The organism is Hymenobacter sp. H14-R3 (assembly GCF_030063445.1).
In the GTDB taxonomy this organism is placed as follows: Bacteria; Bacteroidota; Bacteroidia; order Cytophagales; family Hymenobacteraceae; genus Hymenobacter.
The window spans coordinates 1-16,130 of record NZ_JASITD010000047.1 but is presented as its reverse complement, the minus strand read 5'-3'; the positions used below and the strand labels follow the sequence as shown (position 1 = coordinate 16,130).

The window sequence follows — 16,130 nt, the reverse complement described above, 5'->3', positions numbered from 1 at the left end:
CGTTTATAAACTGTGAAATCACCCGAAGAGAGCGTATTTTTACCAAAATCCCTCTTTCCCCATGAAACCCTACGTCGCCTACCTCCGCGTCTCCACCCAGAAGCAAGGCCAGTCCGGCCTCGGCCTCGAAGCTCAGCGGGCCGCCGTGGGGGCCTTTGCGCCGGCGGCTCTGTTAGTGGGGGAATTTGTTGAAGTAGAGTCCGGCAAGCAAAACCAGCGGCCGCAGCTGGTGGCCGCGATTGCCTTGGCCAAAGCGAAGGGCGCGACGCTGCTCATTGCTAAGCTCGACCGACTGAGTCGGAATGCGGGCTTCATCTTCCAGTTGCGAGATACGGGGGTGGACTTCGTGTGCTGCGATATGCCTGATGCCAATACGCTCACCGTCGGGCTGTTTGCCGTGCTCGCCCAGCACGAGCGCGAACTCATCTCCCAGCGCACTAAAGCGGCGCTGGCCGCCAAGAAGGCGCGGGGGTTTTCGCTCGGTACGCCGGCCAACTTAACGCCGGCGGTAACGCAGCAGGGGCGGGACCGCCACCAGGCAAATGCGCGCACCAACGAGCATAACGAGCGGGCGGCGGCGCATATTTTGCTGCTGTGGGAGAAGGGGTTTAACTACTCGCAAATTGCCGAGAAGCTCAATGCGTTGCGCTTTCTCACCCGCACCGGCAAGGCCTTCCGGGCCGAGCAGGTCAAGCGCTTGTATCTGCGAGCAGCAGTTTCAGCCTAAACCTCACTAAAGTTTGACTGACCTACTCCTTGACCTCTGATGTTACCCCAATAGCGTCTTTAGTCATGTATCAACTTCGTGGAGGCATTCTTGCGAAAATGTAAAATTGTTCATTTATACAAGACGTACAAAGTAAATATTTATAAAATAAAAAATTTAATTATATATTTATTTTTAAAGTAAAAATTATTTAATTATTAAGGAATTAGTTATTTGCTGAATAGTATCCCGCAAACCAATTGTATCTATTCCTTGAAAATTAATTGACACCCACTTATTCTGATTTACTATTAATACTTGACGAATATAATAAGGCTTGTCTTGATTATAGTATTTAGTAGTATAGTCAATGACTAGTTGGCCTTTTAAGCAATCAGTACTCAAGTACAGGAAATTAGATTTAAATTTTGTTTTGTAATATATATCTATTAATTTTTTTGTAGAAATATCTACTACACCAATGCTATCATTCCTTCTAATTTGTAGCAACATATTTTGATATTTGGATTTACCAATTATAGCGGTAGGAATATTTTCATGTGGGTCAGTCATAAGCGATTTAGGTGGAATAAGTTCGGTCCAATTAATTGGAACATGCATAGTAATAACTCCTCCAAAATACCTTCTCTCAGGAAAATTTTGATTATTTTGTTTGCACGAAGTGCCCAGTAGTACAATACAAAACATCGATGCGAATTTTCTATTCGGTAGTAGGGAGCGTAGCATGAGCAGGGTGGTTACCAAATCTGTGTGTGAACGAACCATAAATTAGGCCATTTGGATCAATGTTATCTGGTGCTGCTATGAGTTCACTAACTTTCCAGTTATAATTTATTTTTAAATCCTGGATGGCTGTTCCATCAGCCATCATTGTGAGTTCGGGAACTACCATAGACCCCCCACCTATCAGGCGTTGTGTCATCAAACCATGTTGTAATCCTGCGTTGTGACCGGCACCATGATTTATGACGAATCCTCCAAGTGCACTCTTTGTTTCTCCCCAACCAGGAGCCGTCTCTGCTATAGCCTTCGAATCAAGAGGAATAATATTGCCACCATGTTGAGCATCATCTAGTAAATTACTGCCATTTTTACCAAATCCATCAGTTTTTAATTCGTTAGCATAGGCTCCGCTCATTTTACCCACTGCGCTAATAACATCAGCTCCACGCCCAATTACAGCTACGGCATCAGTTCTATCCAGTTTACTGTAATTAACTTGGCCTCTTGCTAATCTTACCCGTGTTTCTAACCCCATATGCTTAAAGTTTGCATTGGCTTGATTTACTGCCCCACGTAATTCCTTACGGGTGAAATCCTTGTAGGCACTTTGTTGTACCTGTAAGTAAACTATGTTATCTCTTCCATCTGGGTCCAGAAATAATAAAGGGTTATCTAAAGCATAAGAATACGGAGAAATCATATTCCACTTATCAGCTAAAGGGTCCACCGAGTTCCAACGCCCAAGTTGGGAATCGTACATACGCGCACCATAATCAAGCCAATTGAGACGAAAATCCTCCTGCTTTTCCTTTCCATTATATTGGAAGGCTGAATTAGGCACATCGGCCGTTTCAATACCCACTAGATTGAGCCCGAAAGGGTCATAATGATTCTCTTGATAAGGCGTCGGGGCGACGGTGCTGACGGCCAAATCGTCGAAATAGGCGGGCACCCCACTTTCGTTCACCAAACTTACCTGCACGAAACCCGCGCTGTCGATTTTGGTCCCTGCTTGTAGCTGCTGCCACTCATCCGTTGCCGTACGCTGGATAGGCTGTTGCTTCGTAAATACGAGTTGACTATCCTTATTGAACACCTCGTAGCGCAGGTACGCAACGGGTAACTCCGCTCGCTTTACGTGAAGCAGTTGCGGAATAATTCCCATGCTCGCTCCCACGAAAGGCAGCCAGCGCCGCCGTGGAGCCACTAGTTGCCGCTGGTCCGTCTCTACCTGCCCTGGGACTCCTGTCGTGAGACTGCCGGCCACCAACGCACCTTTTTGAAGGAGATTACCTGCCACCGTGCCCCGATCGTAGCGCCCATAGGCCTCCGCCCGGATGCTATCGCCCGCCGCCACTTTCACCCGCACGCTTGGGCCATCCCGCCGGCCGGTATGGGCATCCAAGCGCGCCACGTAACTACCCGTGCGGGCGTGGTCCGGGTCGGCTAACCGCGTTTCGGCGACGTGCTGGAACTGCGCCTCTTCCTTCGGGGCGTTGACCGACTCCATGCCGGCCTGCAGTTGCGTCACTGTGCCGTTATCCTTGTCAGCCCGAAAAGCAAAACGCAGATTACCCAGGTGGTCTTTGAGGTGGTACTCATATTTCCAAGAGAGCGGTGCGTTGTTACTGGGTAAGTAGAGCACGCGCCCCTCACCGGTTTGGGCAAATTGCAGTACAGGCGTTCCATTCGGAACCGTCTCGTAGACAACGGACCCAACATAGTCAGTGGTTTTGACTAGGTTATTCAGCGTATAAATACGCTTCTGCAGTTTCGTGCCAGTGGCCGTGTAGCTATACTCAATTCTATTGTAATAAGCAATGAAAATTGACGTGGGTTGATTGAGTAAATTATACTTGATGCCAGACGTTCCTTTGTTCGCATCACTCGTCAGATTCCCATTACTATCGTATTGATATTCGGGCTGGTTGCTGCTGGCAAACACTTGCCCATTGTCTTTAAAATCATGAGTTGAGCCGGGATTAGACGGGGCTGCATCGTCCACAGCCAGTAAACGATTACCGGTTACATATTGGCCAGTAGAGCTTGAGGTGTACCCATACGTGTACTTCAGCTGGTCTAAAACGCCAGACACCGGATTGGTATTATCGTTGTTAATAGTACCCTTGCGATTCATCGTGAGCAGGTTACCATTGTAATCATAACTGATGCCTGATACCGAAAAGTCAACAGCTGGATTAGATATAAATGTATAGTTATTCCATATTTTATACTCCGCCCCGGCTATTCGGTTCACTGGATCATAGGTGTAGTTATACGTTCTTAAAACATTATTCTGCGCCTTATTGGGGTCAGGGCTACGCGTTTGCCACATTTGCTGCGCGATATTGCCATTGAATTGGGGCTTCGCATCACCGTGCAGCATGTTATCATAGCGCAGTTCCATGCCAAAAAGGTCGGGCTCGGCGGCCGTACCATCGGGGTCCGATACATAGACCCCGGGGCTATCTTCGATACTATTATTATCTAGGTCCCGGTTATTGAGGTGCGTTAGCCAGCCGCGAATATTGTAGCGATAGTCCACCTTCTGCACAAACTTGGTGCTGGTAAGGGAGGCCGGCGGGGCGGGTGGCTGCGCGTTGTGCAGCCGCTTGGAGATGAGTTGTCCCAACTCATTATAGGTCTGATGCGAGAGGATAATGTCGCCCTGACTACCTGTATTCTGGTAAGTAGCTTCCAGGCGATTAGCTGCTCCGTACGTGAAATGGTTAGCCTGGGCGTAGGTGGGCCCAGCCGAGGTCGACTGAGTAGTACTGGTGCTCAGCAGCTTGGCAAAATCATACGTGGAAGTAGTGACTGTCACTCCTCCTAACTGGTTCTGCACCGCGCTCTGAACAGGACGATACTGCTTATCATAATACGTAGCTGATGTTAACCACTGGGTCGTCGGCCCACTGGGACCAACGACCCGGACGCTTGTCCCAGTTACTAGGCCATCGGCCCGGGGGATGGTTTGCCCGGCAGGCAGTGAGCAGGTGAGTTGACCAGTAGTAGCCAAGCGGGAGTAGCTGTAATCATCATAATACTCAATAGTTAATAAATTGTCGGTAGTAAGTGGGTCCTGACCGTACCCCGATAAGCGGGGGTAAGCGTTCAGCAAAGAATAACCGAGGTCAGATGACGGGTCGCGCGTTTCACAGAGAATGGTTTCCTGGTCTAGCTTTGCCTGCAGAGCCGCTTGCGTCTCGTTAGAATATATTGTGCCCGTCAGAATGGGGCGGTCAAGCACGTCATACTTGGTAAACGTCCACTGAGACAGAGACAGCGACTGACCAGTTTGGTTGCCATCCTGAGAAAGCACGATTTGGTCGCGTTGGTTGTAGACGAAGAGTTGTGGGCCAGCCCCAGGCACCTGTTTGCGAATAACCCGATGCCGGCCATCGTAGTCGTAGCGAAAGCACCACGCCGCGAGAAAATTATCAGTTAACGCAAGAGAGCTGTAAGGCGAAGCGAGGGCATAGTCTGCGTACCCCTGGGGTTGAATTACAACGCGCAGATTATCGAGGTTATCGTAGACATAACACGTTTGCAAATCCCTATTAATAGGAGCCTGGATGGGCGCGTAGAGCGCCTCTACTAGCAGCGACTTACCATAGCCTGGATAGGGGTCGGCCATCAGGTTGCGATAGTCAACCACAAAACTGAGGGTGTTAGGCGCAGGCGATCCGCTCAGTTGAGAGGCCACCATGTTTTTCACGGCAGCTGTTACGTCGGCGCGATACGCCACATCGAACTGGGCATCGTCACAGGTGGTACCAGTCAATAAACGACCGTAGGTAGCGGAACGGATACCGACAAATCCCATACCAGGTGGGGCCTGGAGGGTGAGGGTGTTCCAATCAATCTGCATCTGGCAGGTTACCCCAGCACCTGCTACTTTACGCAGCACCGTTTTGCCAGCTTTATCCACGTACTCGGTCACGAGGCCGCCTTGCTCATCACGGGTTTCTTTTACTAAGAGTTGACCGGGGGCGTAAGTCTGGGAGGAGGTACAGGCAGGACTAGCCGTATCATCGTAGTTCCACTGGCGTACTTCCCCCGCCAGGTTACTACGCTGGTTCAGTTTGACGGTGTGGCGGGTCCCCGGCTGCCAGGTGGCCCCCGGTGCTCCTTGTTCCAGGAGCCGGCCCAGTGGCGAACGCTCGATTAGCTGTTGCGCCGAAGGTACGGCATCGTTTACGACGTGGTCCAGTACCCCGTTGACCTGGTAAAAGGCCGCTTGCTGGGAAAGGGCAGTAGGTTGGAAGGCCCCTCCCCCACCCGTGGTATAAGGCAGGTAAGTAGTGGGCGTGCGACCTAGCGCATCGTACACGATAGGCACGACAAGGTCCTGCCGGCTGGGGCTGGCCTGTACCTGCACCTGCTGAACCGGCCGGCCCAGCCCATCAAAATAGGTAAGTTGCTGCTGGCGCTCGACCGCCCCCGTACTACCATTGAAGCTGGCCATACTTGTGACGTCGGGGGGCGTCACTTTACCCGGTACGAGCACTGAATTAGTGAGCACAAAGTTCTGGGTGGTACTAGGGCCCTGGGCATGCGCAGAAATCAGGGCAACTCCTATCAGGAGTAGGCTGCTGCCTAACGCAGGCAGGCGGGATAGGCTACGGGTGCTTAGTAAAAAAAGCCGCTCCGGTAAGGTAGAAAATAGTTTCATACAGACGTGAAGGCTTAGTTCTTTAAATTGTATTGGTAGGTTTTTACGATATTGCCGTCTTGGTCACGCACAAGGGAGAGGCGGTGCAAGCCATCGTACTCGTAGCGGATGGGGCGGCTGTTGGCATCCGATGAACTGGTTACACCTACCAATGGGGCATGCGTATAAGTCGTCATCTGGGCCCCTACCGGGTAGAGGCGTACGTCATCCACGCTCACTTGCCGGCCGTAGGCATCGACGGCGACACTACCCGTGGGATTACTGACACTCCCCTGCGTAATGCGTATCCGATAATGCAGTAAATGATATCCTTGGGCATTCGTACCCTCATCTGTTTGGGTAAGTATCTGGTCCGTGAAGACGGAGATATTGCCGGCACCGCCCTGTGCCCAGAAGGTAAGCTCGTAGTCGCCGGGTACCAGGCTAGCCCGGTTGACACTCCAGCCCCCATCAAGTAAATAGGAAGCCTGCCCACTTACCCCGCCTGGTTGCAAGTGGGTTGTTTGCCCGCGTTGGGGGTCATAATCCCAGCCATAAGGCCCAGCCGTTTGAAATGTATTGCCCGCCCACGAAGGACCATCCGCTTCAAAACTCGTATAAGCTACGCGGTCGGGGGTGGCATTAGCCACCTTAGCCACTAAGAGACTCTTCTTGTAATCCCAGAGCTGCGTACTGACCAGGCCGCCCGGCTTCGTAATACTGCCCGCGTTAGCGCTACTGTCGTAGTTGCCAAAGGTGAGCGTGGCCAGCAAGTTGTTATCCGTAATAAGGCGCACATAATTGCCGTCCGTATTCGGGTCAGTAAAATAGGCTGGGGTATACTGACTGGGCAGCAGAGGGCGTAGGGGGGTGAGCTGTAGTACTTGGTTGGGAACTACTTGTGTCCCACTTAAGGTATACGTCACCACTGTAGCCCCCACTACTGCATTATTTCGGTAATGCACCGTTTCGACGGGCGTATTAATTATATTGAGAGAAGGCATCCGCGCCAACGCTTGGGTAGCAGGCAAGTAGGCAGTGGGCCCGGTATATGGAAAGTCGAAGGGGTACTTGTAGGTGGTGTACAAGACTTCGTTCTTACTATTGATTTCCGTCTCAGCAGCTAAAAGACGGTGACTATTATAAACAGTTGTGGTAGAAGTTGTTAATCCGTTTTTTCCCTGAAGGTCGTAGAGGGTCGTCGTTTCGGAATAGGGTAAAACAGCGCAGGTTCTTATTTTATAATAAGACAAGCTTCCTATGCTAAAGTATCTTTCAAGTGGATATTCTACGCATGAAGGAATAATACCCGAAGTATTAACTGCATCCACGTATTCCTGACTCGGATTGATGCTGGAATAGGTTATGGCCCGTTGCTTAACTAATTGGTCCTGATTATTGTAGGCCTGTTCAGTAAGCAAATTACCGCGTAGCTGCTCATTGGAAGTATAGGGTGCCTGAGAAGCCCAGGTACCCAGGTGATACTGCCCAGCCTCGTCAAAATTACCTGGTCCGAAATTAGAGTATTTGTAGCGCGTATAGCCCCCATCGCGCTGCTTCTCGACTACTTCGCTATACCCGATGTGGCTGCCCTGGCTGTTGAGACTGCCCACGAGCACCGATTGACAGGTAAGCGCCGTCTGCCGGGTATCGATGGTATACCCACTGTAATCTCCGTGACTAATTCTATTGTAGCGATATTGACTCTGCCCCCCTAAAACACCACTTGAGGCGAGTGTATTACGTGGGTCGGCTAGCGCGGCACTAAAATTTGAAACGTAGAAATACTCCTTAAACACCCCAGTGGAAGGAGAGGACAAGTCATAGCTTTTGGTGGCGCGCAGGCGAACGCCCCCCGCCCGGGCCTGGGTGCTTCCTCCGGGGGCGCTGATGAGCGTGCTGCGCAGGGTATCAAGTTGTTGCGCGTACGTGTGGGGTTCGAAGCGAAAGTCCGTGACGCCGCCCGTGGGATAGGTAATGCGATTGAGCATACCAAGGAGCACGCTTATTGTATCCTGGGCCGGCTGGCGGGTACTGTAGTAGTTGGTAGCTGAGACGGAAGCTAACGGTTGGTGGTTGTAGAAGCCCCAGTGGTCCGTATTATCAGTCATGTAAGCAGGCAGCGCCGGGTAACCCTTCGTAGCGATGTTATAGTCAAACTTATAGGGGTGCGAGCCCGTTTCCTGGACGCTTTGTAGCGTCAGGCGTTCATTTGAGTCATTATTATACTTAAATACTATACTACGCGCAGCACTTCCGGCAGTTGAAATAAAGATAACCTGCAACTCTTGCCACTGAAGATTATTAACGGAAGTTATGAGGTCGGTTTCCTCCGTTCCTATTTTTGTGCCGGGTTGGAGGAAAGGCAGAAAACGCCAACTAACTGAACCTTGTCCATAAGTAGGATAATCCCGAGTATATCGATAATTATAAAAATTATAAAAATAGGCGGGCGGTGGTGGACTGGTGGTGTACGGTAGGGGTTGCACCCGTAACTCCCGACTTGCTGCCGTTCCAAAGGTTAAGTTAGCGTGGGCACTCGCAATGTAGGATAAGTAGGTAGGCCGCACCAAACTGCCAGTGTAGGTTCTTTCGTCCCCAGCACCATTGGCAAACGAGGTCGCCAAAGTCTGTTCACAATACCAATCTATATATTTATTTATATTTTTCTTGGTAATATGTACCTTGATTCCGGACTGGCTTTCTTGCTTGTAGTACTGAGCGATAAAAGCACCTGGAGTATAGTTGAAAGTAACTGCTGCCCCGCTAGATTTCTCAATCTTGGTCACGTACCAGGAATTGGCCACCCAGCGGTCGGTAAGTTGGCGAAACAACCCAACGCTATACTCAATAGAAACCGCGGAACCGCCAAAGGTGTAACGAGTACCGTCTTCCGTTGTAACTACAAATCCGGCAAGCGTTGGGGAGTAACCACCCGCATTGATAAGTCCACCCGCCTCGCTGGGTGGAGCAAAGGGAACGGCTAGGAGGGCTATCCCAGAGGCTGTCTGATTAAGCGCAGTTACGGTGACTGGCTTATCACATTTTACGCGCCACGCTGTCGTGTTGATATCCCAGTAAAATGAGCCGCTATAGGTCCCAAAGCTAAAATTAAATTCATCAGGTTCTGTATCGACATGTTCACCAACATTCACAAAATTATATTGTTCATCTTCCCCTAAGGTGCTCAAATGAGAATTAGCCAAGGTAGAACTGTTGAATAAAATGCCCGCCGGACCGCCATTGCCAGCCTGCTCTTCATCCGGCTGGTCATGGATAATCCGATTGATAACTCCCCCGGCCTCCAAAGCCCAGCCTTGGCCAACCCAGCCCGGGTGCTGGTCAGGGCGGAAGCCCGAGGCGTGGTACCGTAGCCCTATTGGCACGGTGATACCTTGTTCTTGGATAGTATAGAGGGGCACTTCAATGCGGGCAACGCCGGTAAAAAAAGAAACCGGGACTTCGCCAAACCTGCCCAGGCTGGCTGCACTAGGGCTGGGTATGGAAGCCAGTTCCGTTGGCGTAGACTGCGCCAAAGCTTGGTAGCTCCCCAGCAGCAGGGTAGCAAGGACAAGCGCCTGACGTAACTTCTGAAACGCCCAGGTAGGAGTAACCACTATTTTCATACAATAGGTTATGAAGGCGAGCTTAATTTAGGAGAAGCTTTTTGCCGGTGGGCTTGTCTTTTATTTTCACCAGATACCGGCATTTCGCCAGGTCTTCCAAGGAGATGGTGCATTCGCTCATGATAGGATACTGCTGGTAACGCGTTGACCACAGCTATTCCAAACCTCACTAGCCAGCCGGCCTTTACTCCGGTCAGGATAATCGTTTCCCTAGCCGGGTTTGGGTAAGAGGACCAGCGACCCCCTAGGGTAGAGGCTGCCATTCGCGAGCAGTACATAGCTAGTTGAAGGACTAGAAATGCAGGTAGCTGTACATTACAAATCGGTAAAAAAGAGACGGAAGACAGGTGGTTCAAATTAGCCACGCGCAGCAACTACTTAGCCACCAAGAGCATAGGTAAGTAGCCGTCGTTGGGCAGGGCGTACCACTATTCTAGCTGGGGGGAGTGGTATATTGGAACCAAACCAAAAAAGGGTATCGGAGAAGCGCGCGGATGCTCAAGACAGAAAGGAAAGGCCTATCATCCGATAGGACGAGAAGGTATTTTAATACAACCCGTGATTTTTATATATAAAGCGGAGCGTGTGCGTGGGACCTTCGGCATTAATAGATAGTCAAATACTAATTTTACAAGTATATGCATAAAAGAGAGTATTATAAATATAAAAAATTATTTTTTATATAGTTTAGTAAAAAACTACAGATGTAAAAATGTATTTACTCTGTTATTGAAATAGGTTACATCTGAGGAATGCAACTTACGGAGACCAATAAATCCTCAAACTGTCCGTTTCCGCTCGACCACCTAAGCTCTAACATTGCCGGAACACCACCGAAATAGACGCGCATTTATGTGAGCCTTTTTGCTAGCTTGCAATCATGCCAAACGATTAGAGATTCACTGCCTTACACCAAACGAATTTGTAGCGCTCAATGATAGCAAAACCCGGTTAATTTTGCTCAAGACTCAACTCGAAGCTATACAGCTAGTTAATTACTATTTGTTGAGACTTAAATGTGTTCTTGCCTAAAATTCTGAGATAGTACATCCCTGCGGGTAATGAGCGCACATCAAAAACCACTTTATGAGCAGTACTTTGTGTATCCCGCACTGGAGTGCTGTGGCTGTCATAAAGTGTAGCAGAGTAGGCTAACGCACTGCTCGTAGGGTTTGGCGGATAGGGTGAAGGTGCTGGCGTAGGCTCCGGTACGTCGATTGGCTCAATAATTACTTCATGCAGTACGGGGTCCATACTGACTAGCCAACTAGTCGGATTCGAAGTAGCAAATCTGAATGCCTGTCTTATTCTACTTTTACCGCAGTTGCCACTCTGGACGTTGACAGCTAATGCAGCCAGACCCGCACTGGGGGTTAGGACGATAGTGGCTGAGCGATTCTGAGTATTAGGCCTTATTTGTAAAGTAGCGCCTGCGCCTTCAAACTTATCCCAACTTGTAAACTCATCATTAGAAGTGTTGGAAGTTAAATCAATTTGGTAAGTGCCATACTTGCTTACCAGATTCGTACTTCCATCTAACAGCAATGTTTTGGAACCAGTATTATCACAGGTTACGCACTTATAAGTGCCGGAGATAACAGGGATTGAATTAGAAGCAGCATTCTTATCAATTACTGTAACATCCAAAGAGGCATTTGCTTTTCTTGCACTACAGCCAGAGGTTAAGTACGAAACAGTAATGGTTGCCTTCACAGAATCACAGCCGATTGGGGCAAGTAATAGAGTAGGGGAAGTGGTACCACTAATTATATATACTGCTGAAGCAGGGGATACGGACCAGCTTATATTATCGGTGTTAATTTGTCCCCCATCATAAACAGAGGCAAGAGTATATTGAGTGGTCGTCGAAAGTACGCGAGGGCCTACGATTTTAGAGAAGAGTATGGGGCAATTAACAAGTGCTTGCTCTATCGGTCGAGCTGACAATCTCTGCAAAGTAACACCATATAGTCCAAATAGTACTATTAGCCATTTAAAGTAGAACTTTATCATAAATAATGCTTTTCAAGCTTGTGGGTGGTGAAAAAATGGTGTCTTAGGCTCAACGTGTGCAGACTCTTAGAACTAGTTCGGCCTATGGAATGCAATAGTACGAGCTTGAGTGTACTATTGCAAGTATTCTTACCTAAATTCATAAATCTACAATGATTGACGGAAAATTAGTCTTATACTTTTTGCTGCTTGCCTGTTCCTCAATTCTTACGGGGCATTCTCAGCACTTTAGGCCAGCAGTTCAATACGCTATAGGAACTTTTGGCTCAAATCCCCGCCAAGTGGTAACTGCTGATCTCAATGGGGACAGCTACCTAGATTTGATAACGGCAAATTACACGGACCAGGCAGTAGGGGTACTGCGTAACCGCGGGGATGGCACATTCACCAAGGTTGTCGCCTATCCACTGGGTCCCCAATGTACCCCCTACGGCTTGGCTGTGGGTGACGTGGACCAAGACGGCCATCCCGACTTAGTAACGGCAAATTATGAAGCCTATTCTGTCAGTGTTCTGTTGAACAAAGGAGATGGCACTTTCTCCACAAGCCATCAATACCCAGTAACCAGCCCAAACGGTAGACCGAAAGAGGTTGTGCTGGCAGACGTGAACGGCGACCGCACACTCGATATTTTAACGGTCACCCTGGGAAATCCTACTTTAAGCGTATTTCTTAATCAGGGTAACGGTCGTTTTGGACCCGCACAAAGTTATGCGTATGCCTCGTCCATACTCAGCACTAGTTTGACGGTAACAGATGTCAATCGTGATGGGCATACGGATGTAATTATCGCTCATTTCGCTGATTTCAATACGAACGCTAATTGGGTAAGCGTACTGTTAAACGAGGGTGCTGGAAAGTTTGGACCACTCAAGAGTTACGCGTTAGGTGCGAATAGTGCGCCATTTGGAGTGACAGCAGCTGATGTAAACAACGACGGTTACCCAGACCTGCTTACAGCTAATTATGGTACCGACAATGTTTCCTTGCTGCTCAATGATAAGCAGGGTAATTTCATGATGCCCGTGCAGTATGCAACTGGGCCCGGCAGCCAACCACTGAGTGTGCTTTTCGCCAATATCACCGGTGACGGACGACCCGCACTGATAACAGCTAACTACGGCCATGATGCGGTCGGTATTTTGCCAGCCCAGTTGAATGGTACTGGCTTTGGCCCAGTAGCAGATGTTGCGGTGGGCGCGGGCACGCAGCCCGGCTCAGTAGTGGCGGCAGATTTTGATAAAAATGGTCGGATAGACATCGCTACTTCTAATAGCAACAATGGAAAGGTTTCAGTACTACTTAATCAATTGGTGCTTGCCAGTCGGAATCAGAACTTTGCGTCAACCATGCGGGCATATCCTAACCCAATTGTCGCAGGAGGTTTACTCTGTATTGAGTCAGCGGCCTTTCCTTTGGCGACCACCGTGGAGATAGCGTTATTCGATGCCGCGGGTCGTCATATCTGGACCAGCACGCAACCCGGAGGACTCAAGCAATTATTCGTGCCAACCCAAAAATTATCACCTGGTTGGTATATGCTAAGAATAACTAATCCAACTAGTTCCCCGGCAGGAAGTTGGTCTGTGACACAACCAATAGCCGTGCAATAACAGGCTAGTGAAAATGGATTGTGAGCCAAAACATGTAATAAGGAGAATTGGCGGAGCGAGCGGAATATCAACGCTCTAAGCTGAAGGGAGGTAGTTTGATTGAAGCGTATAGATTTACCAATTGGATTTCCTATGGTTTAATTGTAATGAGCGCCGAAAGGTGCACCTGAGGTGGTCTAGTTAGGCAGGAGAGAGTTGGGTGATGTTAGCAAGTAGCTGCTGGTGAAAGTGATAAGGTTTTAGATAGCCGATACTGGAACGCCGGCGTTTATGATTGTAGTAGTCAAAATAATCGGCCACGCTGGTCTGCGCGTCAGCTAGGTCCGTGAAAACGGGCCAGTCGCGCAGTTCGAGCAGTTCGGTTTTGAGGCGCGACCAGAGGCTCTCGGCCTGCGCGTTGTCGTAGCAGTCGCCCCGGCGGCTGTGCGAGAGGTAGGCCTGGGCGTCGCGCAGCAGCGTTTTGTAGACTTTGCCCACGTACTGGCCGCCCCGGTCAGCGTGGACAATCAAGCCGGGAGCGGGCCGCTGGGCGAGCAAAGCCCGCTGCAAGGCCGTGGTAACCAGCGCTTCCGGCATATCGGCCCGCACCTGCCAGCCCACCACCTGCTTGGTGCATACATTTTGAAAGGCACAGCAGTACACCCAGTTGCCGTTAGCCAAGGGTAAATAGGTGATATCGCTGACCCACACGCGGTTGGCCTGGATAGGCTTCGGCTGGTCGAGCAGCAAGTTCGACGCGCAACGTTTACCAGGGGTGGAATCGGTCGTGCGCGGCACAAACGCTTTCGGCTGCAAGGCCTTGCGCGCCTGACGGCGCAGCGCCGTGCGGATAGCCTGCCGCCCCACCTGGTGCCCCAACTCGCGCAACTCGACGCGTAGGCGGCGGGTGCCGTAGCGGCGCTGGTGGTCGTCGAATACGTCGACCAGGGCCGTTTCCCAGGCCGGTTCCACGGGGGCTACCACGCCCGACACCGCCCCTTTTCGCCAGGCGTAGTAGCGGCTGGTCACCACCCCGAGGGCTTGGCAAAGCAGTTGAACTGGATAATGAACGCGCTGCTGGTCAATAAACTGCCAGTGACTCACAGGGTCGGGGAAGTCGAGAAGATGGCGATAGCTTTTTTTTAAATCTCCAGCTCTTGCGCCAGCCGTTTGTTGGCCTGCCGCAGGGCGCGCACCTCGGCGGCCTCAGTCGGGTCAGCGGACAAGGGCTCTTGGGCCGCCTTCTGCCAGGCATAGAGTCGTTTGGGGTCGATGTTCAACGCACGGGCGGCGGCCAGCGTCGAGCGGCTTTCACTGGCCAAGCGCAAGGCTTCGGCGCGGAAGGCCGCATCATAGCGCGGCCGTTTCGTGGGAGGGGCTTTTTCCATGGAGTTGGGAAATTAGCACCCAATTCTCTCCTCTTTTACCCGACCACCTCAGCTGAATAGCGATGGACTCTAACAGGTAGCTCCTTAGCCACCTAGCCAGCCGGTCGGCTGGACCAGAAGACTCGCTGCTTAGACTATAAAATTCCTTGCGGCCGAAAGGTAGTACCTTACATGGCAGGCAGTTGTATGCGGCATATACGTGTGCGGTATTTTTGTATTAAATCAATACAACGCACTTTTTATTACCTAGGGCTAGCCTCTGTTCACCTGGGATGCGCCCGCCACCACTAGAAAGAATTAGGCGCTTGCCTTCCTGGCCGGTGAACTATCCACGATGAAGGAAAGCGAAAAGAAATACCGGCGCTTGCTGGAAGCAAGCCAGGATGTAGTAGTTACCATTGATACAGCGGGTAACATCCTCGATACCAATGAGGCAGCGGTAACGCTGACGGGCGTAAAACGGGACACCTTGCTAGGGGCCAACTTCTTTGCCTTTTTTACCGAGCCGGAATTGGTGGAGGAGGCCTACCAGAAAGTGCTGGCCACTGGGGCGGTCAGCAACGTGCCGTTCACGCTCCGGCATATCACTGGCAGGCTGACCGAGGTCTTGTTTGATGGCTCCGTGAACAAGGACGACCAGGGCATCCTGGTGGGCGCCGTACTAGTGGCCCGGGAAGTGGCCGAGAAAAACTGGGCTACCGAGCTAGGTATTGCCAATAAAGAGCTGGCTTTTCAGCACAACGAAAAGGAGAAGCGGGCTGACGAGCTCAGTATTGCCAATGAAGAACTGGCCTTTCAAAACGACGAGAAGGAGAAGCGCGCCGCCGAGTTAGGCATTGCCAACAAAGAGCTGGCGTTTCAAAACGACGAGAAGGTGAAGCGGGCCGCCGAGCTGCGCGTGGCTAACTACGCCCGAGGCCTGATTGAGGCCAGTCGCGACCCGCTCGTGACCATTAGTCCGGAGGGAAAAATAACGGATATGAACCTGGCCACGGTCTACATCACTGGCATGGAGCGGGCGCAGCTGATTGGGTCCGATTTCTTCGCCTATTTCACCGACCCGCAGATGGCGCGCGAGGTGTACCAGGAAGTGTTTGCCAAGGGCACGGTGGCCGATTCGCCCCTCACCCTGCGGCATAAAGATGGCAAGCTGACGGATGTACTCTTCAACGGGTCGGTCTATAAGAACGACGAAGGCAAGGTGCTGGGCGTCGTGATTGTGGCCCGCGACGTGACGGACCAAAAGCGCATTGCCACCGAACTGATTGAGGCCAAATTTGCGGCCGAGCGCGCCACCGTGCGGGCCGAAGAAGCCCAGGCCAAAGCCGAAAGCGCCACCGGCATCGCCGAAAATGCGGTGAAAGCTAAGCAGCAGTTTCTCAGCAACATGAGCCACGAGATTCGCAC

At 50.8% G+C, this 16,130-nt stretch carries 9 protein-coding genes; 3 read left to right on the top strand and 6 right to left on the bottom strand.

Going from position 1 to position 16,130, the window contains the following annotated elements:
• The first annotated feature begins 61 nt into the window (after window positions 1–61).
• Entirely contained in the window at window positions 62–727 is a 666-nt protein-coding gene (locus QMK33_RS22750) for a recombinase family protein (RefSeq protein ID WP_283566925.1), read from the top strand.
• Between the two features lie 186 nt (window positions 728–913).
• Here QMK33_RS22750 and QMK33_RS22745 read toward each other — a convergent pair whose 3' ends face one another.
• The 4 genes from QMK33_RS22745 to QMK33_RS22730 form a co-directional block, all read right to left on the bottom strand.
• Entirely contained in the window at window positions 914–1,279 is a 366-nt protein-coding gene (locus tag QMK33_RS22745) for a hypothetical protein (RefSeq protein WP_283566924.1), read from the bottom strand.
• A 148-nt stretch (window positions 1,280–1,427) separates the two neighbouring features.
• On the bottom strand, window positions 1,428–5,975 hold the full coding sequence (locus QMK33_RS22740) for a DUF6443 domain-containing protein (protein WP_283566923.1): 4,548 nt from the start codon (window positions 5,973–5,975) through the stop codon (window positions 1,428–1,430).
• Between the two features lie 164 nt (window positions 5,976–6,139).
• Entirely contained in the window at window positions 6,140–9,730 is a 3,591-nt protein-coding gene (locus QMK33_RS22735; protein ID WP_283566922.1) for an RHS repeat domain-containing protein, read from the bottom strand.
• A 987-nt stretch (window positions 9,731–10,717) separates the two neighbouring features.
• On the bottom strand, window positions 10,718–11,743 hold the full coding sequence (locus QMK33_RS22730; protein WP_283566921.1) for a hypothetical protein: 1,026 nt from the start codon (window positions 11,741–11,743) through the stop codon (window positions 10,718–10,720).
• Window positions 11,744–11,895: 152 nt separating this feature from the next.
• Between QMK33_RS22730 and QMK33_RS22725 the strand changes: the two genes are divergently transcribed.
• Window positions 11,896–13,356 (top strand): FG-GAP-like repeat-containing protein, encoded by a 1,461-nt coding sequence (locus tag QMK33_RS22725; RefSeq protein ID WP_283566920.1) that lies wholly within the window; start codon window positions 11,896–11,898, stop codon window positions 13,354–13,356.
• A 180-nt stretch (window positions 13,357–13,536) separates the two neighbouring features.
• Here QMK33_RS22725 and QMK33_RS22720 read toward each other — a convergent pair whose 3' ends face one another.
• Together QMK33_RS22720 and QMK33_RS22715 are read right to left on the bottom strand one after the other, a co-directional pair.
• Complete coding sequence (locus tag QMK33_RS22720; RefSeq protein ID WP_283566919.1) at window positions 13,537–14,439, bottom strand: IS3 family transposase; 903 nt, start codon at window positions 14,437–14,439, stop codon at window positions 13,537–13,539.
• A gap of 38 nt (window positions 14,440–14,477) precedes the next feature.
• Window positions 14,478–14,723 carry a transposase gene (locus QMK33_RS22715; RefSeq protein ID WP_283566918.1) on the bottom strand — a complete coding sequence of 82 codons (246 nt, stop codon included), beginning with the start codon at window positions 14,721–14,723 and terminating at the stop codon, window positions 14,478–14,480.
• Window positions 14,724–15,057: 334 nt separating this feature from the next.
• Here QMK33_RS22715 and QMK33_RS22710 point away from each other — a divergent pair.
• Window positions 15,058–16,130, top strand: a 1,073-nt coding sequence (locus QMK33_RS22710; protein WP_283566917.1) for a PAS domain-containing protein, incomplete at its 3' end; no start/stop codon positions are given.